The 23691-nt window shown below is 67.4% G+C and carries 23 protein-coding genes and 1 pseudogene; 13 read left to right on the forward strand and 11 right to left on the reverse strand.

Features of this window, described 5'->3' with window-relative positions; genetic code table 11:
• Positions 1 to 138: 138 nt before the first annotated feature.
• The 6 genes and pseudogenes from CLG85_RS23495 to CLG85_RS23510 all read left to right on the forward strand — a co-directional run bounded on the left by CLG85_RS23495 (position 139) and on the right by CLG85_RS23510 (position 4645).
• Positions 139 to 1698, forward strand: a complete 1560-nt coding sequence (locus CLG85_RS23495; protein WP_095883716.1) for a sulfatase family protein — start codon at positions 139 to 141, stop codon at positions 1696 to 1698.
• 155 nt (positions 1699 to 1853) lie between these two features.
• Positions 1854 to 2441 (forward strand): type 2 periplasmic-binding domain-containing protein, encoded by a 588-nt coding sequence (locus CLG85_RS23500; RefSeq protein WP_141244670.1) that lies wholly within the window; start codon positions 1854 to 1856, stop codon positions 2439 to 2441.
• 229 nt (positions 2442 to 2670) lie between these two features.
• A complete protein-coding gene (locus tag CLG85_RS23505) occupies positions 2671 to 2892 on the forward strand; it encodes a tripartite tricarboxylate transporter permease (protein ID WP_224848188.1) in 222 nt (73 codons plus the stop codon).
• 15 nt (positions 2893 to 2907) lie between these two features.
• Entirely contained in the window at positions 2908 to 3132 is a 225-nt protein-coding gene (locus CLG85_RS27915; RefSeq protein ID WP_375796950.1) for a tripartite tricarboxylate transporter permease, read from the forward strand.
• A gap of 228 nt (positions 3133 to 3360) precedes the next feature.
• Positions 3361 to 3846 (forward strand): annotated as a pseudogene (locus CLG85_RS27920) (sulfatase-like hydrolase/transferase); the annotation flags it as partial.
• A 304-nt stretch (positions 3847 to 4150) separates the two neighbouring features.
• Positions 4151 to 4645 (forward strand): GntR family transcriptional regulator, encoded by a 495-nt coding sequence (locus CLG85_RS23510; RefSeq protein WP_095883714.1) that lies wholly within the window; start codon positions 4151 to 4153, stop codon positions 4643 to 4645.
• Positions 4646 to 4799: 154 nt separating this feature from the next.
• Here the strand turns inward: CLG85_RS23510 and CLG85_RS23515 are convergent, their stop codons facing one another.
• The 9 genes from CLG85_RS23515 to CLG85_RS23555 form a co-directional block, all read right to left on the reverse strand.
• Positions 4800 to 4970, reverse strand: a complete 171-nt coding sequence (locus CLG85_RS23515) for a hypothetical protein (RefSeq protein WP_176476687.1) — start codon at positions 4968 to 4970, stop codon at positions 4800 to 4802.
• A 22-nt stretch (positions 4971 to 4992) separates the two neighbouring features.
• A complete protein-coding gene (locus CLG85_RS23520) occupies positions 4993 to 6309 on the reverse strand; it encodes an amidase (RefSeq protein WP_260350138.1) in 1317 nt (438 codons plus the stop codon).
• A 37-nt stretch (positions 6310 to 6346) separates the two neighbouring features.
• On the reverse strand, positions 6347 to 7765 hold the full coding sequence (locus CLG85_RS23525; protein WP_095883651.1) for a TRAP transporter large permease: 1419 nt from the start codon (positions 7763 to 7765) through the stop codon (positions 6347 to 6349).
• Positions 7762 to 8346, reverse strand: a complete 585-nt coding sequence (locus CLG85_RS23530; RefSeq protein WP_095883650.1) for a TRAP transporter small permease subunit — start codon at positions 8344 to 8346, stop codon at positions 7762 to 7764. The genes CLG85_RS23525 and CLG85_RS23530 overlap by 4 nt, the downstream gene beginning before the upstream one ends.
• Positions 8347 to 8419: 73 nt before the next feature.
• Positions 8420 to 9550 (reverse strand): TRAP transporter substrate-binding protein, encoded by a 1131-nt coding sequence (locus CLG85_RS23535; protein ID WP_095883649.1) that lies wholly within the window; start codon positions 9548 to 9550, stop codon positions 8420 to 8422.
• A 210-nt stretch (positions 9551 to 9760) separates the two neighbouring features.
• On the reverse strand, positions 9761 to 10624 hold the full coding sequence (locus CLG85_RS23540) for an intradiol ring-cleavage dioxygenase (protein ID WP_235865480.1): 864 nt from the start codon (positions 10622 to 10624) through the stop codon (positions 9761 to 9763).
• Between the two features lie 15 nt (positions 10625 to 10639).
• A complete protein-coding gene (locus CLG85_RS23545; protein WP_260350139.1) occupies positions 10640 to 11503 on the reverse strand; it encodes a maleylacetate reductase in 864 nt (287 codons plus the stop codon).
• A gap of 193 nt (positions 11504 to 11696) precedes the next feature.
• Complete coding sequence (locus tag CLG85_RS23550) at positions 11697 to 13217, reverse strand: tripartite tricarboxylate transporter permease (protein WP_095882094.1); 1521 nt, start codon at positions 13215 to 13217, stop codon at positions 11697 to 11699.
• Between the two features lie 4 nt (positions 13218 to 13221).
• Positions 13222 to 13692, reverse strand: a complete 471-nt coding sequence (locus CLG85_RS23555) for a tripartite tricarboxylate transporter TctB family protein (RefSeq protein ID WP_176476575.1) — start codon at positions 13690 to 13692, stop codon at positions 13222 to 13224.
• A gap of 426 nt (positions 13693 to 14118) precedes the next feature.
• On the opposite strand from CLG85_RS23555, the gene CLG85_RS23560 reads away from it, so the two are divergent.
• The 6 genes from CLG85_RS23560 to CLG85_RS23585 all read left to right on the forward strand — a co-directional run bounded on the left by CLG85_RS23560 (position 14119) and on the right by CLG85_RS23585 (position 18905).
• Positions 14119 to 14814: a Bug family tripartite tricarboxylate transporter substrate binding protein gene (locus CLG85_RS23560; RefSeq protein ID WP_375796949.1), complete on the forward strand. Its 696-nt coding sequence runs from the start codon at positions 14119 to 14121 to the stop codon at positions 14812 to 14814.
• Positions 14815 to 14882: 68 nt separating this feature from the next.
• Positions 14883 to 15428, forward strand: coding sequence for an NADPH-dependent FMN reductase (locus tag CLG85_RS23565; RefSeq protein WP_095882096.1), 546 nt, complete (start codon positions 14883 to 14885; stop codon positions 15426 to 15428).
• Positions 15429 to 15448: 20 nt separating this feature from the next.
• The gene (locus tag CLG85_RS23570) at positions 15449 to 16336 is read left to right on the forward strand and encodes an IclR family transcriptional regulator (RefSeq protein ID WP_095882097.1); all 888 of its coding nucleotides are present in this window, start codon (positions 15449 to 15451) and stop codon (positions 16334 to 16336) included.
• A gap of 15 nt (positions 16337 to 16351) precedes the next feature.
• Complete coding sequence (locus CLG85_RS23575) at positions 16352 to 16999, forward strand: nuclear transport factor 2 family protein (protein WP_217989745.1); 648 nt, start codon at positions 16352 to 16354, stop codon at positions 16997 to 16999.
• Positions 17000 to 17119: 120 nt separating this feature from the next.
• Positions 17120 to 18343, forward strand: a complete 1224-nt coding sequence (locus tag CLG85_RS23580) for a PQQ-dependent sugar dehydrogenase (protein WP_217989746.1) — start codon at positions 17120 to 17122, stop codon at positions 18341 to 18343.
• Positions 18333 to 18905: a c-type cytochrome gene (locus CLG85_RS23585; protein WP_176476576.1), complete on the forward strand. Its 573-nt coding sequence runs from the start codon at positions 18333 to 18335 to the stop codon at positions 18903 to 18905. The genes CLG85_RS23580 and CLG85_RS23585 overlap by 11 nt, the downstream gene beginning before the upstream one ends.
• Before the next feature lie 679 nt (positions 18906 to 19584).
• Here CLG85_RS23585 and mprF read toward each other — a convergent pair.
• Entirely contained in the window at positions 19585 to 22158 is a 2574-nt protein-coding gene (gene mprF, locus CLG85_RS23590; protein ID WP_260350140.1) for a bifunctional lysylphosphatidylglycerol flippase/synthetase MprF, read from the reverse strand.
• A 60-nt stretch (positions 22159 to 22218) separates the two neighbouring features.
• The gene (locus CLG85_RS23595; protein WP_260350141.1) at positions 22219 to 22812 is read right to left on the reverse strand and encodes a cytochrome b/b6 domain-containing protein; all 594 of its coding nucleotides are present in this window, start codon (positions 22810 to 22812) and stop codon (positions 22219 to 22221) included.
• A 264-nt stretch (positions 22813 to 23076) separates the two neighbouring features.
• Between CLG85_RS23595 and CLG85_RS23600 the strand changes: the two genes are divergently transcribed.
• A partial coding sequence (locus CLG85_RS23600) for a DedA family protein (protein WP_260350142.1) occupies positions 23077 to 23691 on the forward strand: 615 nt, incomplete at its 3' end.

Raw genomic sequence — 23691 nt, forward strand, 5'->3', positions numbered from 1 at the left:
CCTGCTGCCGGCCCTCGCGCCGGGCACGCGCCGCAGCTTCGGGCTGAGCATGACTTTCGCCGCACGCGGCGGGGCCGCGGCGCGCTAGCGCCCGCCCGTCCGCCACCTGCGCCCCCCAGAAAAAAAGGAGCCATTGCCATGAGCAAGCGACCCAACATCATCTTCATCATGTCCGACGACCACGCCGCGCAGGCGATCTCGGCCTATGGTCACGGGCTGAACGACACGCCCAACCTCGACCGGCTGGCGACCGAGGGCATGCGGCATGACGCCACCTACGTGACCAACTCGATCTGCACGCCCTCGCGCGCGGCGATCCTGTGCGGCACCTACAATCACACCAATTGCGTCACCACGCTGGACACCCATATCGACAACCGCCTGCCCAACGTCGCCAAGTCGCTGCGCTCGGGAGGGTATCGCACGGCGATCTTCGGCAAGTGGCACCTGGGGGAAACCGAGGGGCACACACCCACCGGCTTCGACGAATGGCAGATCGTGCCCGGGCAGGGGGACTACTGGGATCCGGCCTTCATCGGACCGGAGGGGCGCCGGCGCATCCCGGGCTATGCCACCGACATCATCACCGACATGTCCATCGACTTCATGGATCGCGCGGTCTCGGAGGACCCGGATCAGCCCTTCTTCCTGATGTGCCACCACAAGGCGCCGCACCGGAACTGGCAGTACCACCCGCGCTACAAGGACCTCTGGGCCGATCGCGACGTGCCGCTGCCCGAAACCTTCTACGACGACTACCGCAACCGCGCCGCGGCGGCCGAGGCCGCCAAGATGCGGGTCCGCTCGGACATGCTCTACGAGGACCTGGCGCTGGTCCAGCCCGAGGGCGGCGCCGAGCTCGCCGGCGAGCTGATGGTCGATGGCTGGTCGATGCGGAAGATCCCCGAGCTGCGCGAGGGTGAGACGATCACCGTCATCTGCTCGGAGACCGGCGAGAAGTTCACCTTCGATGATCCCGCCCGTTTTGCCGAGTTCAAGTTCCAGCGCTACATGAAGCGCTACTTCCGCACCATCGCGGCGATCGACGACGGGGTCGGGCGGATGCTCGACTGGCTCGACGAGAAGGGGCTCGCCGAGGATACCGTGGTGATCTACACCTCGGACCAGGGCTTCTTCCTCGGCGAGCACGGCTGGTTCGACAAGCGCTTCATGTACCGCGAGAGCCACCAGATGCCGTTCCTCGCGCGCTACCCGCGCGAGATCGCGGCGGGCAGCACCTCGGCCGACATCGCCTGCAACGTCGATTTCGCGCAGACCTTCCTCGATTACGCGGGCCTGGTCGCGCCGAACTACATGCAGGGCGAGTCGCTGCGCCCCGTGCTTGCGGGCCGCACGCCCGAGGACTGGGAACAGGTGGCCTATCACCGCTACTGGATGCACAACGACGAGATCCACGAGGCCTGGGCGCATTACGGCGTGCGCGACGGGCGCTATCTGCTTGTCTACTGGTACAACGACGATCTCGGGCAGGCGGGGGCTCGCCCCAACGGGGCGCCGCCCGAATGGGAGCTCTTCGACACCGAGACCGATCCCAACGAGCTGACAAATGTCGCCGCGGATCCGGCCTATGCCGGGGTGTTCCGCGAGATGCTGGCCAAGCTCGATGCGCGCATGGCGCAGATCGGCGACATTCCCGAGCACGACAGCGCCGAAGTCCTCGCAGGGCGCGCCGCCTAGGCCGCAGTGGCACGTCCCGACCATGGCCCGGGGCCGGTTGCGACCGACCCCGGGCCCAGGGCGTCCGGCATGGTCGCACCCGAGCAGCAGGGGACCCTCGGTGAGCCCCTGACGATCATCAACATGCCGCGCGCCGCGATGGCTACACATTCCTGATGCATCACGTTGCGTTGCTGTCGAAGCAGGCGGCCAGTCTCGCAGATTTCAGCCAAGAGGATTTCGCCGGGACTGTCCTCTACCCGCACGTTCTGGCGGTTCCCAAGGGCAGACCCTACCAGGCCGCAGGTGAGCCGCTGGATACCCCGGCCGAGAACCTGGACAGGCTGGTCTGGGGCGCCAACCTTGGCGTCAATACCCAAATGGTCGCGATGATGCGCGAGGATGCCCGAGACGGGGCGAAGTTCCTCATCGCCCAGATCGGCGGTGACGCCGACAATTTCGCGGCGCTGGCCGGCAAGCAGGTCGCCGCCTTCTCGGCCTCGAGCCACCAGACCTTCGAGGGTCCCGACATCCGCCCGCCGGCAATGCTCAGTGGCGAAAGCTGGGAAAGGCTGCCGGACCTGCCGACCTCGGCCGAGCAGGGGGGCGGTCTCGTTCGAGACCCGCTCCTCCGCGCGCGGCCCTGCTTCGCGCCGGCGCGCTCTTTGCCATGGCGGTGTTTTTCGCGGCGGTGCTGTCGGGCGGGGAGCGGCCATTCCACGCCGTGGCACCGCTGTTTCCAGGGGCCTCCATGCTGCTCCTGAATCGGCGCGTCCGAAGCCTGCGCCAGATGCGGGGGGTGATCGCATCCGCGCTCGTGCTTTCCTTCGGGCTCGAATTCATCTTCCGCGTCTATCTGTCGTTCAGCCGTCCCTGGCCCACGCCGAGCCGCCCGACGCCAATCTCAGACGCCAATCTCATAGGCCAGAAATCATCGTCATCCTTGATATCCTGCACCTCGTCTTCAGCCCGGGGCACATCCGGTTCCTGCTGATCGGCACATCCACCGGCGTCGTGACCGGCGCCATTCCGGGTCTTTCCGGGGTCATGCTCATCGCGCGGGCACTGTCTACGACTTTCGGTTTGGCGCCCTCGCACGCGGTGAAGAAGCTGGTGGCGCAATATGTCGGATCGATCAGAGGCGGGCCGCTCACCGCCATCCTGCTGCGCATCCCCGGCACGCCGACGTCGATGATGAGCGCGATCAAGGGCTAACCGCTGGCGCGCAAGATCGAGCCCGCGCAAGTCTTCGCGCCGGGAGCGAGCGCGTCGCATTCTGGCAACATGCTCCGCTCGTCGCGGATCGGCACCTGGATCGGCAACCTGCCCGGTATCGGGGCTAAAGTGGGCTCGCTCGTCGCCTGCTCCATGGCGCAGAACCGTTCTTCCAGCAAAGACGCGTTCGGCCGGGCCCGCTGTTGTTCCGCGACCAGCCCGAGGTGGTCTATGCCATGATGTTCTCGCCGCCCGTATCGCCCGGGCGCGAACCGAGATCATCGCCCCGGCCATCATCCTCTCTGCATCGTCGGGGTCTTCGCCCCGAGCAACCGGCTCTTCGACATCTAGGTGATGCTCGGGTTCGGCCAGCTCGAGCTTTCCGAAGAGCAGGGGCCTTACCACGATGCCCACCGCGCCTGGGTGGCGGCGCGCAGGCCCGACCAGCTGGGCCTGATCAGCGCGGGAATGCCGCGGCACGCGCAGACATGGCGCCGGGCCCTGGGCATCGCCGAGGACCTTACCCATCCCGTCGCGGACGAGGCGCAGCCCGAAAATTACCGGTTGACCGAAGGGGCGACCCGCTTTGCCTCCTCGCGCGGGGTGCCGTTTCGGGGGGATGAGCTGTGCACCCATTCAGCCTGTGTGGCCGACCGGGTCGGGGACCACCTGCGCCGAAGCGCGAGAGGCTGTTATGCCGCGGTCAGCGAGGTTGATCGCCATGTCGGGAAGTTCCTGGGCGTGCTCGAGGAAACCGGGCCGACCGAGCGGACGATCGTGGTTTTCACCTCGGACCACGGGGAGTGGATCGGCGAGCATCTGCTCTACGGCAAGTCCTATCCCGCGCAGGACGCTGTCAGCCGCGTGCCGCTAACGATCAGCGCGCCGGGCATCGCCCCCAAGCGGCGCACGCAGATCGCCGAGGCCGTGGACTTCCTGCCGACGCTGCTGGGGCTCGCCGGCATCCGGAAACCGGCCGAGCTGAATGGCCGGAGCCTGGCGGAGGCGATGAGGTGCAGGGGAGAGGGCCGCGTGGAAGGCGCCGAGCGAGGCCGGCCTGTGCATGGAGCGGCACCGGTACCCTGCTGCACGCCGACGGTCGCGAGGCGCTCTTTGACCTGGCAGAGCCGCACAGTGAATACCGCGACGTCGCCGCCGAGCCGGCGGCACAAGCCGTCCGCTGCGGATTGGGCTACCGGATGCTGGAGAAAGAGCGCCGCCCCCGGGCGCGGGCACGGACCTCCCGAGGGGAAGCTGCATGAAACGTGCGGGCATCAACGCAGGGGAGCTGTTGCTGGAGCGGTTGCGGCACGACATCGTCGTGGGCGAATTCCAGCCGCAGCGGAAGCTCCCGGTCCAGGAGCTTTCCGAGCGCCACGGTGCCGGCGCACCCTCGATCCGCGAGGCGCTTCTGCGTCTGAACGGGACGGGGCACACCAATGCGAACAACCAGCGGTTCTTTTCGGTCGCGCCCATGTCGCTGCGCAATCTCGAGCAGAGCGCAGAGCTGCACCTGCGGCTCGAGGCGGCCGCCATGCGCCAGTCCTTCGCCTATGGCGACGCCGACTGGCGTGCCGTCATCGTTGCGGCCCATCACCTGCTCTCGGAGTACGAGCAGGCTCTCGCGGCGGGCAAAGATGTGGACATGCTGGGCCGGAAGACGGCGGATTGGCAGGTCCACGAGGCCCTCGTCGCCGTCTGCCCCCTGGCATCTAGATCCGTGACTCGGAGCGTTTGGATCGGGCATCCCTGAAAGCGCAAGGCGTGCTTCCGGCGCGCGGCGATGACCACCACTAGTCGACAGTAGCCCTTTCAAGGCCTTTGGCTTGCTCAGGCCAGCCCTCCTAGCATGGCGACGCCAGAGATAGTATGTGGGTCCCCGGAGCTCGCGCGCGGCGGTTACCCTGTCACCAGCGTCGCCCCCTGCTCGAGGTCAGGAAATCATAGGCCGCGAGACCGATCGTCAGCACCGACACGGCGATGAGGTCTGGGCTCGGAACCTTGACAATCAGCACCAGCAAGAAGCCGGCGAAGGCCAGGAAGGCCAGGAAGGCGATCAGCGCGAGAAGGCGGTTCATGACGTTCTCCTTGGTCTGCGGGTCATTGGCCGGCCCAGTCGTGGAGCCAGCGGGCAGTGCGCAGCAGCCGCGCGTCGTTGCCACGCGCGCCGACCAGCTGCACCCCCATCGGAAGCCCGTTTTCGGCGGTCAGGATGGGTACGGTGACGGCGGGCGTGCCAAGCAGGGTCCAGAGCCCGTTGAAGATGGGGTCGCCGGTCGAGCCGAGCCCCGCCGGGGCCGGTCCCGGTGCGGCGGGGCAGAGGATCGCGTCGCAGCGCTCGAAAATCTCGGCGAGGCCGGCCTGCAGCACCTGCGCCCAGTCGAGCGCGGCTAGGTAGTCGCGGGCGCGGATGCCGTCGCCCTCAGCCAGCGCCTCGCGAGCGCTTCGCCCCAGCGCCGCGCCCCCGTCGCGCCCGTAGCGATGGAAGTTGCGCGCCATCTCGGCAAGGTTGATGCACCGGCGATGCGCCGCGGCGGCATCGAACTCGCGCGGGAGGTCGACCTCGAAGACCTGATCACCCAGCGCCTCGCACAGTTCGTCGAAGGCGGCGCGCAGCTGCGGCTCGGCGGTGTCCCAGCCCGGCGGCCTCACGAAGGCGAGCACCGGCGCGAAGGGCGGGGCAGAGAGCGCGGTCTCCAGAAGCCGAGGCGGCGGGGTGAGGCTGGTCGCGCTGTCGGCCGCGTCGTGGCCGAAGAGCACCTCGGCCAGCATCGCGGCCCCGGCGGGATCGCTCGCGAAGACGCCGACGGTGTCGAGCGATTGCGACTGCAGCAGCACGCCGCGGCGCGGGATCGCGCCGAACGTGGGCTTGTAGCCGGTCACGCCGCAGAACGAGGCGGGCCGGATCACCGAGCCGCCGGTCTGCGTGCCGATTGCCAGCGGCACCATGCCGTCGGCCACCGCCGCCGCCGAGCCGGCCGAGGACCCGCCGGGCGTATGCTCGGGATTGTGCGGATTGCGCGTTGCGGCGGGGTCCATGAATGCAAGCTCGGTGCTCACGGTCTTGCCGAGGATCACCGCCCCCGCCTGCCGCAATCGCTCGACCACGAAGGCATCGCGAAGCGGCACCCTCCCGGCATCGACCGGGCAGCCGTTCTCGGTGGGAATGCGCGCCGTGTCGACGACATCTTTGATGCCGACGGGCAGCCCATGCAGCGGCCCGATGGCCTTGCCCGAGGCGCGGTGCGCGTCGAGCTGCCTTGCCTGCGCGCGGGCAAACTCGGGGTCGTGCCAGGCCCAGGCTCGGAGCTCGCCTTCGCGCGACCCGATCCGGGTGATGCAGGCCTCGGTCAGCTCGAGCGCCGACAGTGCACCCGAGGCCAGCCGGTCGCGCAGTTCTACAGCTCCGAGAGACATCAGGAGCGGCCCTGCACCTTGTCGCAGGTTTGCCCGATCAGCTGCCATAGAATTTCTCCGGAAGGTAGTAGACGATCTGCGGGAACAGATACATCAGGATCATGGAAATGAAGACACAAAGAAGGAACGGCATCACGCCCGCGAAAATCTGTGTCAGCCGCACCTCGGGCGGGGCGATGCCTTTGAGGTAATAGGCCGACATCGCCATCGGCGGCGTCAGGAAGCTGGTCTGCAGGTTCAGCGCGACGAGGATGCCGAAAAACAGCGGGTCGATTTCGAAGAAGCGCAGCAGTGGCAGGAAGATCGGCACGAAGATGATGATGATCTCGGACCATTCGAGCGGCCAGCCGAGCAGGAAGATGATCAGCTGCGCCATGATCAGGAACTGGATCGGGGTGAGGTTCATCCCCTGCACGAATTCCGAGATCACCTGTTCGCCGCCGAGATAGGAGAAGACCGCCGAGAACGTGTAGGAGCCGACGAAGAGCCAGCAGACCATCGCCGTGGTGCGGACGGTGAGATAGACGCTCTCGCGCAGCCGCTGCCAGGTCATCGCGCGGTAGACCACCGCCAGGAAGATCCCGCCCAGGGCGCCGATCGATGCCGCCTCGGTGGGTGTCGCAAGGCCGAAGAGGATCGAGCCCAGCACTGCGAGGATCAGGAAAGCCAGCGGAAGGAAGGAGGTGACGATCATTACGAGCAGCCTGCTCATCGGGATGTCGGGCACCTCGTCGTCGGTCGGCCGGGGCGCCGAGGACGGCTGCAGGATCGACCGACCGACGACATACACGAGGTAAAGCCCGACGAGCGTCAGCCCAGGCAGCAGCGCCCCCGCATAGAGCCGGACGATCGAGACGTTCGCCGCCGCCGCGTAGACGATCAGCATGATCGACGGCGGGATCAGGATGCCGAGCGTACCGCCGGCGCAGATGATACCGCTGGCGAAGGAAGGGTTGTAGCGCGCCTTGAGCATCGCCGGCAGCGCCAGCAGGCCCATCAGCGTCACCACCGCGCCGACGATGCCGGTCGCCGTGGCGAAGAGCGCACAGGTGATCAGCGCCGCGACGCCCATCGAGCCGGGGATGTTCTTGGAGGCAATGTTGAGCGTGGTGAACAAGCGGTCGACGATATTGGCCCGTTCGACGATATAGCCCATGAACAGGAAGAGCGGCACCGCCGTCAGCACCTCGTTCGACATCACCGTGAAGGTCTGGTTGACGAAGAGGTCGAATATTCGGTTGTTGAAGAAGCCCTCTATCCAGGTGCTCCACTGATCCCAGGTTCCGGCGGCCTCGTCGAGCCGGTCGAAGGCGCGCCACATCCGGCGCGCGTCGAAATAGGCGTAGTAGCCAAAGCCGATGCCCATTGCCATCAATGTGAAGGCGATGGGAAATCCGAGAAACACGAAGCAGATGAACAGCCCGAGCATCATCAGGGCGATTTGCGGGTCGGTCATATGTGGTTGTCCTTCTCGGCCGCGCTGGCCTTTTGCATCAGCAGATCCTCGGTTTCCCGCACGTCCTCCTCGGCCTCGATCCAGGCATTGGTTCGGATCGCGATGATGCAGCGCATGACCTGGGCGATCCCCTGAATGAACAGCAGTACGCCGGCGACCACGATGACGGTCTTGAACTGGTAGATCGGCACGCCCGCCGGGCTGTTCACCGAAACCTCGCCATACTGCCAGGAGCGCGCGGCGTATTTCCAGCCGGCAAAGATCAGCGCGAGCACCCCCGGGAAGAAGAAGAGGATATAGAGCAGCAGGTCGACCGCACCCTGGGTGCGCGGCTGCCACAGCCGGTAGAGAAAATCACCCCGGACATGCCCCCCGCGCGAGAGCGTGTAGGCGCCTCCCATCATGAACAGCGCGCCATACATGATGAAGGACACGTCGAGCGCCCAGGCGGTCGGACTGTTCAGCACGTAGCGCACGAACACCTCGTAGCCGGTGCCTACCGACATCAGGATGATCAGCCAGGCAAAGGCCTTGCCGAACCAGGCCGACAGGTTGTCGGCAAAACGGATGAAACCGATCATGCGGCCCCCTTTACGGATACCGGCGGCCCCGCGCGAAAGTGACCGGGGCCGCCGTCTTGCGTTCAGATGCCGATCAGAGCTTCAGCTTGCCCGGGAAGTAGTGCTCGTAGGCGAGCGCGTAATCCGGTGCGTTCATCAGCTCGTAGAAGGTGACTTGCTCGACCCAGGCGCGCTGGCTGTCGAGGCACTTCTTCATGAAGGGATCAGTCTCGAGATCGGTGATCAGCCCGTCCCAGGCCTTGATCTGGGCGTCGAGAATGTCCTTCGAGGTGCGGTGCACCTTCACCCCGGCCTCGTCCTGCAGCCACTTCAGGTCGGCCGAGTAGCGTCGCATCGCCTTGGCGGTGTTGGCGGTGGAGACGGCTTCGACCGAATGCACGAGGATCGCCCGCAGATCCGGCTCGAGATCCTCCATCGTCAGCTTGTTGAACAGGAACTCGAAGCTCTCGGAAGCCTGGTGGTAGGACGACAGGTAGTAGTTCTTGGCCACGTCCTGCGCGCCGAAGTCCTTGTCCGACGACGGGTTGTTGAACTCGAAGGCGTCGATCACCCCTCGCTCCATCGCCGGCACGATCTCGCCGCCGGGCAGCTGGGCCACGGACATGCCCATGGCCTGCATGAGGTCGGCGGCAAGTCCGACGGTACGGTACTTGAACCCCTTGAGATCGGCGGCGGTGTTCACTTCGCCCTTGAACCAGCCGAAGGGCTGGGCAAACATCGGGAAGCCGAGGTAGCCCTCGACATCAAGCCCCATGATGTCCTGCGTCAGCTCGCGGTAGAGATCGGCGCCGCCGCCCTCGTAGAACCAGCTGAGCATGGTCGTCGCCGAGCCGCCGAACACCGGGCCGGTGCCGAAGAGCGACGCCGCCTTGTGCTTGCCGTACCAGTAGACCGGCACCGAATGCGCTGCATCGAGCAGGCCGTCGTTGATCGCGTCGAGAACCTGAAAGGCCCCGACGACTGCGCCCGCGGGCAGCAGGTCGATCTTCAGTCGCCCGCCCGACATCGCTTCCACGCGATCGACGTAATCCTGCGCGAATTCCTGCCAGATGTTGGACGCCGACCACGAGGTCTGCATCTTCAGCACGAGCGGCGCCTGCGCCAGGACGGCCGGTGCGGCAAGCGTGCTGCCCGCCATCGCGCCGCCCGCGAGCGCCGTTCTCTTCAAGAACGACCGGCGGCCGATCTTCATAGCTTCCGTCATCTTTGTTCCTCCCTTGATGACAGCTCTTCTGTCTTTTGCGCGCCGCGGTCGGCAGACCGGGAACGCGCGATGCGGGCATCCATTGGCGATGCCCGCCACCTGACGGCGACCCGCCCTTTGCTCCGAGACGGCCTCCCTCCCAAGAGGCGTTCCGGGGGCGCGTAACCGTGATCCTGTTCTCCTTCTCCTTTTCCTACTGCGACGCGTTGGTCAGCCCGGCGTCACCGGGACCAGCACGAAATCGAACGTCGATCGCCAACGGGTTTCGCCGTCATCCATCGGCTCGAAACTGGCAATCAGCGAGGACTTCACCCCGAAGACTGCATCGGAGGACAAGTACCCGTCGCCCTCGACAAAAGTATGTGTCACCACGGTCTCGAAACCCTCCGCGGAGACGATGAAATGCATGTGCGCGGGGCGGTAGGGGTGGCGTCCGAGCTGGCCGAGCAACTGCCCGACGGGCCCGTCATCCGGGATCGGATAGGACACCGGCCGGATGCCGCGAAACCGGTAGCGCCCGTCGGCCCCGGTGGTGAACACACCGCGGTTGTTGAAGGCAGGTTGGATGCCGGGTTGCTGGACGTCGTAGAAGCCATCCTCGTTGTCGCACCAGACGTCTAGCACCGCTCCCTCGATCGGGCGACCATCGAGGTCGAGCACCCGGCCCTCGAAAAGGCAGCGCTCGCCGCCGCCCTCCAGCGAGATGTCCGCGCCCATCTCGTAGCGCGGCGCGCCGTCCACGTGGAAGGGGCCGAGCACCGTGTTCTCGGTCGCACCCTGCGGGCGCCGGTTGTTGATCGCATCGACCAGCATCGAGGCGCCGAGCACGTCCGAAAGCAGGATGAACTCTTGCCGGGTGTCATCGCAGATCTGCCCCGTGCGGGTCAGGAAGCCGATCGCGGCCTCCCACTCGGGCTGCGTGAGATGCACGTCCTTGATGAACTCATGCAGGTGACGGACCAGCGCGCGCATGACCTCGGCAAGCCGGGCGTCCGCCTCCGCGCTGATCCGGTCATTGACCGTTTCGGCCGAGCCGTCCTCTGAGAAATGGCCAGTCATGCTGTCTTGCGTCATCAGGTGTCTCACGGGTCAGCTGGTGCCGGGCCGCATGCCCGCTTGGGCACCGCGCAGCAGGGTGTGCAGCGCCGCAGGAGTGAGGGCGCGTGGATTCGCATAGGGTTTGGCGAGGGCAATCTCGACCGCGCCCGCAATGTCGGTTTCGGCAAAGCCGATCTCGGCCAGCGCCAGGGGCGCACCGAGGCCGGCGGCGAAATCCCAGAGGCCTCCGCCCAGATCGCCGCCGAAGAGCGCCGCCGCCCCGGCAAGCTGCCCTGCCGCCGCCGCGGCGTTGAACCCCGCGCTGTGCGGCAAGAGGATCGCGTGGGTCTCGGCGTGGGGCAGGTCGAACGAGCCGCCGAGCACGTGGCAGAGCTTGTGGTGCAGCGACATGGCGACCGACCCAAGCACGACCCCGCAGAGCCAGGACCCGTAGAGCGCACGGCTCCGCGCCTCGACATCGCGCGGCGCCGTCGCGATGACCGGCAGCGCTTCCTTCAGCGCGCGCAGTCCTTCCAGCGCCATGAGCGAAGTGATCGGGTTGGCATCGGGCGCATAGAACCCCTCGACCGCATGGGCCATGGCGTTGAGACCGCTCGCGACGCTCATCGCCACCGGCAGGCCAAGCGTCAGTTCGGGGTCGTAGATCACCGTTTCCGGCCGGATTCTCGGGTCGCGCAGGGTGGTCTTCACCCCGGCCTCGGTCTGGCCGAGAATATCCGTGACCTCCGAGCCGGCGTAGGTTGTGGCAATCACCAGCTGGGGCGCGTCGTTGCGCCAGGCCATCGCCTTGCCGAGCCCGATGGTCGAGCCGCCGCCGAGCGCCAGGACGCAGTCCGCGCCGCTTTGGTCATAGGCCGCCATCGCGGCCTCGGTCACCTCTGTTGGCGTGTGCATGGCCGCCCCGCTGAAACAGCCCGCTGCAAGCGGCCCAGCCGGCGCGCCAGCGCGGCGACCTCCTCGGCCTGCGCGGGCGTCGACAGCAGCAGGGCGCGGGAACAGCCCAGGGCTTCGATCTCGGCCCCTGCCTCGCCGACGGCTCCGGGGCCGAAAATCACGCGACCCGGCGCTCCCTGGTACCGGAAGGCTATCATCGCTGTTCCTCCTTCCTGAGCCCGGCCTGGGGCCTCCGCCGCCGGAGTTCCGCCCCGAGCAGGAAGATGACGATCAGCAGGGTCAGCGCGAGGATCGATCCGCTGATCGGGCGATCGGCAAAGGTCATAAGGTCGCCGCGCGAGAGCATGAGCGAGCGCCGGAAGTTCTGTTCCAGCAGCGGACCGAGGACGAGGCCGAGCAGCAGCGGCGCGGTGGGGAAGCCGTAGCGGCGCATCACGTAGCCGCCCAGCCCGAAGACCGTGGCAACCGCAACGTCGAAGACCGAGCTACGGATCGAGAAGACGCCGACGCAGATGAAGACGAGGATCGCGGGATAAAGCACCGAGTAGGGAATGCGCAGGATGCGCACCCAGATACCGATCAGCGGCAGGTTGAGAAACAGCAGGACGACGTTGCCGATCAGAAAACTGGCGATCAGCCCCCAGAAGAGATCCGGATGGTCGCGGATCAGCTGCGGCCCGGGCACGATGCCGTGGATGATCAGCGCGCCGAGCATGATCGCCACGATGGCGTCGCCCGGGATGCCGAGGCTCAGCGTCGGCACGAAGGCGGTCTGCGCCGCGGAATTGTTGGCAGACTCCGGCGCGACGATGCCTTCGAGCGCGCCCTTGCCGAAACGCTCCGGCGTCTTCGAGGTGCGTTTCTCCACCGCGTAGGCGACGAAGGTCGCCAGCGCCGCTCCGGTGCCGGGCAGGATGCCGAGGATCGCACCGATGGAACTGCCGCGCAGCGCCGGAAAGAGCGCCCCGCGCGCCTCGCGGGCGGTGGGCAGCATGTCCCGCATCCGGATTTGCGCGACTTTCGCATCGCGTGCCCCAATCCGCCCGACATTGGCCAGCACCTCGGCGATGCCGAAAAGCCCGGTTGTCACCACCACGAGGTTCACCCCGTCAGCCAGCGACAGCAGCCCGAAGGTCATGCGGTCGACGCCCGAGTTGGGGTCGGTGCCCACCATGGCGATCAGCAGGCCGAAGAGCGCCATGGCCAGCGACTTGCCCTTGGACGCGTTGCCGACCATCGCGGCGGCAAGCAGCCCGAGGACGATGAGAGAGGCGTATTCCGGCGAGCCGAAGCTCAGTGCGACGCTGGCCAGAAGCGGGGTGAACGAGGCGACGACGACAAGTCCAAAGATGCCCCCGAAGAAGGACGACAGCGTGGCGGTGAAAAGCGCGACCCCCGCGCGGCCCGACTTGGCCAGCGGGTTGCCGTCGAGGCAGGTCACCGCCGCGCCGGCGGTTCCCGGCAGGTTGAGCAGGATCGCGGCGGTCGAGCCGCCGTACATCGAGCCGTAGTAGATCCCGGCGAGCATGACGATGGCGTCGGTCTGCGGCACGTAGAAGGTCAGCGGCAGCAGCATCCCGACCGTGGCCAGCGGCCCCAGCCCGGGCAGCACGCCGATGAACATGCCCACCGTCACGCCCAGCACGCAGTAGCCGAGCGTCGAGAGGTTCAGAATGACCGACAGGCCGAGCGCGATATTGTCCACGAAGGTCACGGTCTCACCACGTCACCAGGGTCATCGGAAGCTTGAGCAGGACGACGAAGACCAGCGCGCAGAACCCGGCGACCAGTGCGGCAAGCAGCGCCACCTGCCACAGCCTCAGGCTGCCGTCCGCCATGGACGCGAGAAATACGCAGGCAAGGATCCCGGGCACCGCGCCAGCCAGCGGCGTGAGCGCGACAAAGGCAAGCAGCCCCGCGGTGACGAAGAGCAACACGCGAAAGGGCACCGGCTCGCCCCTCAGGTCGTCGCCCTCTTCGTGACGGGCCACGACGCTTTCGATCGCGATGAGGAGCCCGGTCAGAACGATGAGCACGCTGACGATCATCGGGAAGGCCCCCGGACCGATATTGCGCATCTCCCCCAGGCTGTATCTGGATGATAGCACGACGCCGGTAAGGCCGAGCGCCAAGACGGCGACAGCCACCGAAGCGTCGCGCCAGTCAATGGCTGCGAGCTTGATCCGCACGTTTCCTCCCCTTCTCCGGGGTTGATGCTCTGTGTACTTCGACGCTGTGTCAAATGCTTTATTGTTCACATATGTGAACTGTTCATATTCTTGTTTACAGCTTGTCGCCCGCGTGCCTATCAAAAATGCAAAAGCGTTCACTGGGAGGAGAACCAACGATGACACGCTTGATGACTGCCGCAGCCCTCGGGCTGGTCATGGCGACGGCCGGAGCTGCCTCGGCTCAGGACTGGCCGAAACGCGCCGTCGACATGGTCGTGGCCTACGGCGCGGGCGGCGGAACCGACACCATCGCCCGCCAGTTGGCAGAACCGATGTCGGCGAGCCTTGGCCAGCCGGTCGTAGTGAAGAACTTGGCTGGAGCGGGGGGGGACGATCGGCGCGGCTGCCGTCGCCGGGGCGGAGCCCGATGGCTACACGCTCTACATGATGGCCGCCGGCCACAGCGTCGCCGCGGCGATGTACAAGGAACTGCCCTATGATCCGGCCGAGGACTTCGTCGGCGTCTCGGGCATTGCCACCATGCCGCTGGTGCTGATCACCCGGCCCGACTCGGAGATCGACAGCGTCGCCACGCTGGTCGAGAAGGCCAAGGCCGACCCGGGCGGGCTGACGATCGCCTCGGTCGGGGTCGGCTCGACGCAGCATCTCACCGCGGCGCTGATCGCCTCGGAACTGGGCATCGAGCTCTTGGAAATTCCCTATGCCAAGACCCCCGAGGGGTTGGCCGCGGTGATGTCCGGCGAGGTCGACATGATGGTCGAGGTCGCCTCGACGGTGATCGGTCAGATCGGCTCCGGAGACCTGAGAGGCATCGGCGTCACCTCGACCGAGCCGCATCCCGCGATCCCCGAGGTCGGCACCTTCACGGCCGCGGGCTACGATCTCGACGTCTCGACCTGGTACGGCGTCGCCGCGCCCGCCGGGACCGACGAGGCGATCCTGAGCGCCGCGAGTGCCGCGGTGGGGGAAGCGACGAAATCGGAGGCCTTCGCAAAGTCTCTGGAAGAGGGCGGATTCATTCTGGCCCCGTCTTCTCCCGAGGCCTTCACCCAGAAGTTCCGCGATGCGGTGGGCGTCTGGAAGACGGTCCGCGAAGCCGCGGGCATCGCGCAGAACTGACGCATGCAAACCAAAAGGAACGCCGGCCCGCCGATGGGCCGGCGCAAGAAGGAAAGGTCTGAAACCCCATGCAATTGCTCGTGATCTGCGGAAGCCTGAGAACGGGATCGTTCAATCGCGCGATCTGCAACACGCTGCCCGACCTCGCGCCGGAGGGCTGCGAGATCCTCCAGGCGCCGAGCTTCGGCGGGATCCCGGTCTACAATGCCGACACGCAGGGGGCCGAAGGGTTCCCGGAGCAGGTGATTGAGCTCGCCGCGATGATCGCAAAGGCCGATGGCGTGGTGATCGTCAGCCCGGAGTACAATTTCTCGGTTCCGGGCGGTCTCAAGAACACGATCGACTGGATTTCGCGGCTGCCGGACCAGCCCTTCAAGGGCAAGCAGGTGGCGCTGCAATCGGCGGCGGGCGGGATGCTCGGCGGCGCGCGCATGCAGTATCACCTGCGGCAGATCATGGTGTTCCTCGAGGCGAAGGTGTTCACCAAGCCCGAGGTCTTCGTGGCCTTCGCGAAGTCCAAGGTCGACGAGAGCGGCACCCGGATTGCAGACGAGACCACCCGCGAGATGATCCGCGCACAGCTTGCCGCCTTCGCAGCGGACATTGGCGGCTGACCAATGGGGAAAACGTGGAAATGCCCCCCTGCCAGCGCGTGCCGCACATGAGCGTCCGGAACGAAGACGCCGCTGTCGCGCCCTCCTTCCGGCGGCCGCCGGCCACCTCTGGCGACGTCAAGTCTGCCCTGCGGGTGATCCAGGTGCTCGACCTGCTGGGGCAATGGGGCAGCGCGCGGACGCATGTGCAGATCGCCGAGGAGCTCAACATACCCAAGAGTAGCCTGACCCAGGTTCTGAAAACGCTGCTGCGCCACGATTACCTGTCCATTGACGCGGAAATCCGGGGCTATCTTCTGGGCCCGGCGATCACCGACCTCGCGGGTCGGTCGCGGGGCCGTCGCGATCTTTCGGAGGCCGCGGCGCCGGTGCTCGAATGGGTCACCGAGCAAACCGGCGAAAGCTCGGCGCTGAACCTGCGCGAGGGAGACCATCACCGCGTCGCCGCCACGGTTCTCAGTCCGCATCGGATCGTCGCGCATCTCAGGCTTGGCGATCGCGCGCCCTTGCATGCCACCTCGGGCGGGCAGGTCATCCTTGCCAACCTGCCCGAACCGATGCGCGAGGAATACCTCGCGCGGGCTCGCTACCAGCGCTTTGCCCGGAACTCGCTGCTGAGCGCCGAGGCTGTGCGCGACAAGCTGCAGGCGATCGCCGCCGCCGGCTACGCCACGGTCGAAGAGGAATACACGCCCGGGATCGGCGGCATTGCTCGGGTCATCCTGTCGCCGCAGGGCAGGCCGCTGGCCTCGCTCAGCGTGACGGTGCCAACAGAGCGGATGACCGACGCGCTGCGGGAAACGGCACTGGGCGTGATCGACCGGGCAGTGACGATGCTCAAGCATCGCGCCGGGCTGACCCAGCGCGCGGCCGAAGGCGATGCATCCGCCGAGCTTCCACATGTCTGATTGCAGGAGAGTCCCATGAACACAGTGATTTCCGAGGTTTCTCGCAAGCGCGAGGACATGCTGCAACTCCGCGAACTGGTCGAGAACTGGGTGATTTGGCGCGACGCCGGCTTCTGGGAGAAGTTCCGCACCGTCTGGCACGACGACGGGCGCATGATGGCGACCTGGACGCAGGGCACGGCGGACGAGTTCATCGCGATGAACCGGGCGGGCTGGGACAAGGGGGTGAGCATCCTGCACTTCCTCGGCGGCTCGGCCATCGAGATCAAGGGAGACCGGGCGATAACTCAGACCAAGATGACGATCTCGCAGCGCGCCGAGGTGCATGGCGTGCAGGTGGACGTGGTCTGCACCGGGCGCTTCCATGATTTCTGGGAAAGGCGCACCGGTCGCTGGGGGCTCTGCCTGCGCCAGCCGATCTACGAGAAGGACCGGATGGACCCGGTCGATCCCGCTGCGCGGCTCACCCTCGATCCCGAAGTGCTTGCGCGCTACCCTGTGGGCTATTGCCACCTTGCCTACCTGCAGTCCTCGATCGGCTATCCGGTCAAGACCGACATGCCCGGGCTGCGGGGCGACAAGGTGGCCGCGCTATATGCCTGCGGCGAAAGCTGGCTCGCCGGCCAGCCCGTCGAGTGGGAAGGACATGTCTGGGGCCGCTGAGAGGAGCGGCGTCCCCGGCGCATGGGTGGCCATGGAAACCGGAAGACCTTTCCGGGGACCGGGCCGCCGCATTTCGTTGAAGAGAAGGTGCCCCGCGCGGGGTGCCGATGGGAGGAGAAGATGAAAGCCTACATGATTGCTGGCCTCGCGGCCGGATTTATCGGCCATGGCCAGATGGTGCTTGCCCAGGCCGACCCCCCTGCACCTGCCGCCCCCGCAACGGTCGCACCCGCCGAGGGTCCGTTGCAGGGCCGCCCGGAAACCCCCGGCGCTCAGGCGCTGGCGATCCAGACGCCGATGCCGCTGCCGACCGCCGAGGGCGACCTGCCGCTCGACCTGATCAAGGTTCCCGAGGGTTTCAAGGTCGAGGTCTTCGCCAGCGGGGTGAACAATGCCCGCGCCCTGCGTCTCACCGAGGCGGGGACGGTGATCGTCTCCAACTGGGAAGGCAATGCAGTCTGGGCGATCCCCAGTGGTGGCACGCCGAAGATGATCTACGAGAATCTCGACTGGCCGAACGGCATCGCACTGCACGGCGGGGATCTCTACATCGCCGAGCACCAGAGGATCGTGAAGGCGGCCGACATCGACGCGCATCTCGACAGCCCGCCGCAGCTCGAGGAGATCTACACCGATCTGGGCGAGCCCCGGCCGCACGGCTGGCGCTACCTTGCGGTCGGGCCGGACGAGAACCTTTACGTCACCAACTCGGCGCCCTGCAATATCTGCGCGATCGAGCCGGGCTTCGGCGAGATCCGCAAGGTCAGCCTCGACGGCAGCACCTCCGAGACGGTCCTGCGCGGGATGCGCAACTCGGTGGGCTTCGACTTCCACCCGGAGACCGGCGAGCTCTATTTCACCGACAACCAGCGCGACTGGCTCAGCGAGGACCTGCCCGAGGACGAGCTCAACCGCCTGACCAAGCCGGGCGAGCAGCATTTCGGCTTCCCGTTCTGCCACAACGGCACCTTCACCGACCCGGAATACGGCTGGGGCTATTCCTGCGCCGATTTCGAGGCGCCGATCGCCCTGCTCGGGCCGCATAGCGCGCCGCTCGGGATGCGCTTCTACACCGGGGACATGTTCCCCGCCGACTACGCCGGGCAGATCTTCATCGCCCGCCATGGCCCGTGGAACCGGACCGAGAAGATCGGCGGAGATGTGGTCGTGGCCTATCTCGACGACGCCGGCAACGTCACCCGGATCGAGCCCTTCCTGACCGGCCTCATCCAGGACAACGAGTACGTGGGGCGCCCTGTCGATGTCGAGGTCATGGCGGATGGCTCGCTGCTGGTCTCGGACGATTGGAACGGGGCGATCTACAGGGTCAGCTATGGCGAGTAGGCGCCGCGCCGCCGCGCTTGCGATCTTTCTTCTTGGGCCGGTGCAGGTTGCATCGGCCCAGGAGGGCTTCGAGGCCGTGCAGGAGCAATGCGTTGCCTGCCACGGCACCGGGGTCTCGCTGACCGACGAGGTGCCGTCGCTGGGCGGCATCGATGCCTATTACGCGCTCCTGCAGCTTGTCGCCTTCCGCTCGGGCAACCGGCCGGGCGATGCCATGCAGGCACTGACCACCGACCTGACCGACAATGACCTGCGCGCGGCAGCGGCGTGGATCGCCGGCCTGCCCCCGCCGCAGGTGCCGGACACGCCGCCGCCCCCGGATGCAGAAGCTGCAGCGCTGGCTCAGGAGCATCGCTGCAACAGCTGCCACGGCGCGGACTATCGCGGCGGCAAGCAGATCCCCCCGCTGAAAAACCAGCGCGAGGACTACCTGCGCAAGGCCCTGCTGGACTTCAAAGCCGAGCGGCGGCTCGGCAGCCGCGCCGCCATGGTCGAGATCGCGCAGGCGCTCTCGGAAGCGGAGATCGACCTGCTGGCGCGCTATTTGGCGACGCTGCCCTAAATCGGGCGGTCCGCGCCGGTGCGTCGAAGCGGATATGGCAAATGCCGTTGCGGTTGCGGGCAGGGAGAGACCCCCGTCAGATGGGGGCCCGGTGCAGGGCTGCATCAAGCCGCCCGCCACGCCCAGTGTTCACCAGAGAAAGGCCGCCGTGGAGGCCAATGCCAGCCCCACAAGGGGGCGCCAGCGCCTGCTGATCGAAATCTCTTCGGGATCGAGCGGAGCCCTGCGCAGGATGCCGGAGAGCACCCGGACCCCCTTGCTCTCGCGAAGGCTCGGCGTTCCCATATCGCTGCAGGCCGGGTACCCGCGCAGGCAGTGGGTCAGGCGGTCGGGTAGGACTTGTCGAAAGAGCCCACGTTCAACGACGGTTGAGCGTGAAGGAGTAGTCGCCGCCGAAGCCTCCGGCCACGGTCCCCAAAGGCGCATCCGAGAAGCTCCCGCCACCGTCATTCAGGAGCAGGCGCGGGACGACGTAAATGGGCTGTTCGGCGTCGAAATCCTCAACCGCCACGACATGGCCGACATAGTCAGGGTCATCGTGAGGGCTACTTGGAGCGCGTCTCTCATCACCTGCGCCGATGCAGCTCAACCGGCTTCAGGCGCACATGCGCGTCACCCCTTGTGGGAGGTGTTGGCTGCGGTTGGAATCTCCAGCAACCCGACCTCGCCGCTCAGGGTGTCAGCCCTGCGTCCGTCCCAGCGACCGGGTCATGCCGTGGCCGATCAGCGCCACCAGATCAGCGGTGACCGCGACGAGGTTCACCCGCGGCGGCACGGCCACGTAGACCGGCCGCCAGTCGGGGTCGAACTTGTCCTTGAAGGCCCGCAGCCCCTCGAAATTGTAGAAGGCGCCGCCGTGCTGGTAGACGAAGGCGCCAAGCTGGCTGCTGAGCCTTGTCCCGCGCCGGGTCTCGAGCCCCGAGAGGGGCGCGTTGCCGAGGCTGAACTCGGCAAAACCCTCGGCCTTGTAGTGCAGCAGGAGCTCGGTGAAGAGGAACTCCATGACCCCGGCCGGGGCATCCTCCACGTGGCGCATCAAGTCCAGCGTGGCGCCGCTGCGGCGGTCGGTCTGCCAGAGGTTGGCGAAGGCGACGATGCGTCCCGCGTGGCGGATCACCGCGATCGGCGTGCGGTCGAGGTAGCGCGGATCGAAGGCACCGACGGAGAAGCCCTTCTCCCCACCCGCCTTGCCGCGCAGCCAGGCCTCCGAGATCGCCTGCAGCTCGGCGATGAGCGCCGGGGCATGTGGCGGGGGCAACACCTCGAAGCTCAGCCCGTCGCGCAGCGCGCGGTTGTGCGTGGTGCGCAGGCGCTTGCGGGCGCCGCCCTCGAGCGAGAAATCCGCGAGATCCACCACCGCCTCCTCGCCCAGCTTGTGCAGGGCCAGCCCCATGTCGATCCAGAGTGATGCCGAGGTGCCCGAGACGGCGTAGAAGACCGGGCGGGCGTTGGCGGCATAGGCGGCGTCGTGGAACTCCCAGGCCAGCGCGGCGGCTTCCTCGGGGCGACCGACGGGCTCGTGCAGGGCGACCCAGCTGCGGCCCTGCACGCGGTACATCAGGAAGCTCTCGCCGCTCGCCGAGAAGAGCAGCGACTTGTCCCCGGTGAGCGCGATATTGGCCTCGGGGGTGTCGCTGCCGCGCAGGACGGCCTCGGCGCGGTCGAGATCGGCGGCGCTCGGCAGGGTCAGCGACAGGCGCCCCGGCCGCAGGGCATAGCGCAGCAGGAAGAGCCCCATGACGATCAGCCCGACCAGCATGGCGCGCAGGGCGCGGGGGGCGGCGCTGTCCTCGGCGAACTGCCACCACAGATCGCTGCTGTAGGGCGTCGCCTTGTGGGCGAAGAACAGCACGCCCACCAGCATCAGCCCGAGCGAGAGCATCAGCAGCAGCCAGCGCAGGCTGAGCACGTTGCGGGTGAGGCGCGTCGCCCGGTAGAACTCGCGCCGCGTCGGCAGCAGGACCAGTGCGCAGAGCGCCAGCAGCACCGCGCGGTCGTAGTCGACGCCATGCGCGATGCTTGCACCGGCACCGACCAGCAGCGAGAAGAGTGCCAGCCACCAGGCCCCCTCGACCCGGCGCAACAGCCCGTGCGCGATCACCAGCAGGCAGGCGCCGAGCGCGCTCGACAGCAGCGCCCCGCCCTCGACGAAGAAGAGCGGCAGGACAAGCTCCAGCTCCTCGGTCCAGGCGTTGGTAGGGGGCAGGAGGCTGGCGATCATCATCGTCGCTCCCGAGGCGAAGACCATCGCCGCCATCGCCAGCGGGGTCAGCGCGCTGATCGCGCGGAACACGGGCAGCATCACCGCGCGGGTCGGACCGCTGGCCATGCGCAGCTCGGCCAGCGCCATCAGCATCAGCGCCAGGGCGAAGGGCACCAGGTAGTAGACCAGCCGGAAGAGCAGCAGCCCCGCCGCCGCCTCGCTCACCGGCACCGAACGGGGCAGGGCGGCGATGATGATCGTCTCGAACACCCCGACCCCGCCCGGGACATGCGACAGCACCCCGGCCATGACCGCGACCGAGAAGACCGCGAGGAAGGTCGGGAAGGCGCCTCCGCCGGTGGGCAGCAGCAGGTAGAGCACCAGCGCCGAGAGCAGCGTCTCGACGGCGGTGAAGACGAATTGCCCGGCCATCAGCCCCGGCGACGGCGGCCGGAAGCTCAGCCCGCGCAGGGTGAAGGGCTCCTGCCGCAGCGACAGGGCCAGCATCAGGCCGCAGATTGCCGCGATGCCGGAAATGGCGACCCAGCGGATCAGCTGCGGCGGCCAGTGGATCAGCGCGTCCAGCGCGTGCGGGTGCCAGGCGAGCGCTGTGAGCCCGATCACCGAGGCGCCGGTGCCGAAGGCCACCGAGCCGAAGACCGAGATCGCCGCGATGTCATAGGGCGAGAGCCCCAGCGCCGAGTAGATCCGGTAGCGCACCGCGCCGCCGGTGACCGGGCCCGCGCCGAGGTTGTTGCCGATGGCATAGCCGAGGAAGCCGCCCGAGGCGACCACCGGGAACGGCAGGCGCTTGCCGATGTAGCGCAGCGCCGACCAGTCATAGCCGATGAGCGCCGCGTAGCCCCCGAAGGTGCACAGCAGCGCCAGCGCGATGGTCGGCCTCGGCGTGGCCCGGACCATGTCCATCACGTCTTGCAGGTGGACCGGCGCCAGCAGCCGGTAGAGCGCCCAGCCCCCGGCGGCAAAGAGCGCGGCGGTGATCAGGTAGGGCAGGAGCAGTCTTGCGCGTGCGCGGGTCGTGTCGGTCACGTATCGGTCCATCGTCGAGGTTGCAGGGCGCTTGGGAGACGATCCGCAGCGCCCGGCCGGTCAGTCCTTGTCGGTCTTCGGGTGCAGCGACCACATGCTGCGAAGATCGAACTCGGTTGCAAGGTGCTGGAGCACCCCCATCCCCGCATGACCGATAAGATAGACCCAGACAAGAGAGCCGAAGGCCTCGTGCAGCTCCATCGTCAACCCGGCGTCGCGCGGACTGGTTGCGCCGGAGAGCAGGTAGAGCGTCCCGCTGGCGGCCATGAAGGTCACGAGGCAGAGGCCGAGCCCATGGATCGCCGAGGCCAGCGGTGCGTCGGGGTGATGCGCGGGCACCCGCAGCCGGCGCAGCTCGCCGAAGTGGCGGAGGACGTCGACCTTGAGCGCGCGCAGCCGCGGGCCCGACAGCCAGGGAAAAAGCGCGCCGGGCGGCGTGCCGCGGCGGCGTGACAGCGACCATAGCCAGAAGGCCAGCACCAGCGCCATCGAGGCGATCCCGATGCTTTCTTGCAGCTCGAAGAGCCCGTTGCCGGGGCGGTCCGCGCGCTCCGGGATCATGGCAAGCGACGAGCCGAGTTGCACAACGACGGCAAGCGCCAGCGGGCCGTGCAGCAACCGGGTCAACCGGGTGTGGCGGGTGGTGATTTCCATGGCTCGGACCTTTCGCGTGTCGTGGCATCCTGCCACGCTGGCTGAGATGGGGGTGCAAGTTTCTGCCTGGCTGACCGGAAGATTACTTTTCCTCAATCTTGTTGTCGCGGCCGCGCGCCTGTCCCCTGGCGGTGCGAGCCGGGGCGTTGCGCGTCCGCGTGGGGAAATCGGGGCTCGCGGCGGGCGACGGCCCTGTTAAGCTCGGCGCGATGCAGGCCCCCGCGCCGCCGAACGCCGCAGCCAGACAGACCGGACCGATCCTTGATGAGTTCATTTGCCTCCCACATTTTGCCAACGCTCGATTCTCTGGGTGTCTGGTCCTACTGGATCGTCGCCCTCGCCGCCCTGCTCGAGGGCTGGTGGGTGACCGGCGTCGTCATCCCCGGCACGGTGGTCGTCGATGCGGGCGGGGCGCTGGTGCGGCTTGGGCATCTCGATTTCTTCGACCTCGTCTGGTTCGTCGCTGCCGGGGCGATCCTCGGCGGCGAGGCGAGCTGGCACAGCGGGCGCTGGCTCGGAGCCCGGGTGACGCTACCGCGCAATGCCGCCTTCCGTCGTGCGGAGGAGCTGGTGGGCAGGCGCGGTCCCTTGGCGCTGCTCTTGGGGCGTTTCCTCGGGCCGGTCGCGAGCCTCGCGGCCCTGGCCGCGGCGCTCTCGGGCATGGACCGGCGGCGGTTCCACACCTGGAACGCCGTGAGCGGCATCGTCTACGCGCTGGTGCACGTCAGCATGGGCTACGTCGCAGGAGACATCGTCGCGCGGATCGCGCCCTACCTGCCGCGGCTGGCGCTGCCGCTGGCGGTGATCGCGCTGCTGGTCCTGGTGACCTGGGCGGTCACCCGGCAGGCGCGGCGGGGTGCCCCGGCGCTGCTGGCGGGG

Origin of the sequence: Alloyangia mangrovi (assembly GCF_002300555.2) — a bacterium.
GTDB lineage: Bacteria > Pseudomonadota > Alphaproteobacteria > Rhodobacterales > Rhodobacteraceae > Salipiger > Salipiger mangrovi.

Excerpts from the sequence above, each read along its gene's own strand:
- CLG85_RS23495 (WP_095883716.1), top strand. The coding sequence starts at position 139 with ATGAGCAAGCGACCCAACATCATCTTCATCATGTCCGACGACCACGCC.
- CLG85_RS23500 (WP_141244670.1), top strand. The coding sequence starts at position 1,854 with ATGCATCACGTTGCGTTGCTGTCGAAGCAGGCGGCCAGTCTCGCAGAT.
- CLG85_RS23510 (WP_095883714.1), top strand. The coding sequence starts at position 4,151 with ATGAAACGTGCGGGCATCAACGCAGGGGAGCTGTTGCTGGAGCGGTTG.
- CLG85_RS23515 (WP_176476687.1), bottom strand. The coding sequence starts at position 4,970 with ATGAACCGCCTTCTCGCGCTGATCGCCTTCCTGGCCTTCCTGGCCTTC.
- CLG85_RS23520 (WP_260350138.1), bottom strand. The coding sequence starts at position 6,309 with ATGTCTCTCGGAGCTGTAGAACTGCGCGACCGGCTGGCCTCGGGTGCA.
- CLG85_RS23525 (WP_095883651.1), bottom strand. The coding sequence starts at position 7,765 with ATGACCGACCCGCAAATCGCCCTGATGATGCTCGGGCTGTTCATCTGC.
- CLG85_RS23530 (WP_095883650.1), bottom strand. The coding sequence starts at position 8,346 with ATGATCGGTTTCATCCGTTTTGCCGACAACCTGTCGGCCTGGTTCGGC.
- CLG85_RS23535 (WP_095883649.1), bottom strand. The coding sequence starts at position 9,550 with ATGACGGAAGCTATGAAGATCGGCCGCCGGTCGTTCTTGAAGAGAACG.
- CLG85_RS23540 (WP_235865480.1), bottom strand. The coding sequence starts at position 10,624 with ATGACGCAAGACAGCATGACTGGCCATTTCTCAGAGGACGGCTCGGCC.
- CLG85_RS23545 (WP_260350139.1), bottom strand. The coding sequence starts at position 11,503 with ATGCACACGCCAACAGAGGTGACCGAGGCCGCGATGGCGGCCTATGAC.
- CLG85_RS23560 (WP_375796949.1), top strand. The coding sequence starts at position 14,119 with ATGATGGCCGCCGGCCACAGCGTCGCCGCGGCGATGTACAAGGAACTG.
- CLG85_RS23565 (WP_095882096.1), top strand. The coding sequence starts at position 14,883 with ATGCAATTGCTCGTGATCTGCGGAAGCCTGAGAACGGGATCGTTCAAT.
- CLG85_RS23570 (WP_095882097.1), top strand. The coding sequence starts at position 15,449 with ATGCCCCCCTGCCAGCGCGTGCCGCACATGAGCGTCCGGAACGAAGAC.
- CLG85_RS23575 (WP_217989745.1), top strand. The coding sequence starts at position 16,352 with ATGAACACAGTGATTTCCGAGGTTTCTCGCAAGCGCGAGGACATGCTG.
- CLG85_RS23580 (WP_217989746.1), top strand. The coding sequence starts at position 17,120 with ATGAAAGCCTACATGATTGCTGGCCTCGCGGCCGGATTTATCGGCCAT.
- CLG85_RS23585 (WP_176476576.1), top strand. The coding sequence starts at position 18,333 with ATGGCGAGTAGGCGCCGCGCCGCCGCGCTTGCGATCTTTCTTCTTGGG.
- CLG85_RS23595 (WP_260350141.1), bottom strand. The coding sequence starts at position 22,812 with ATGGAAATCACCACCCGCCACACCCGGTTGACCCGGTTGCTGCACGGC.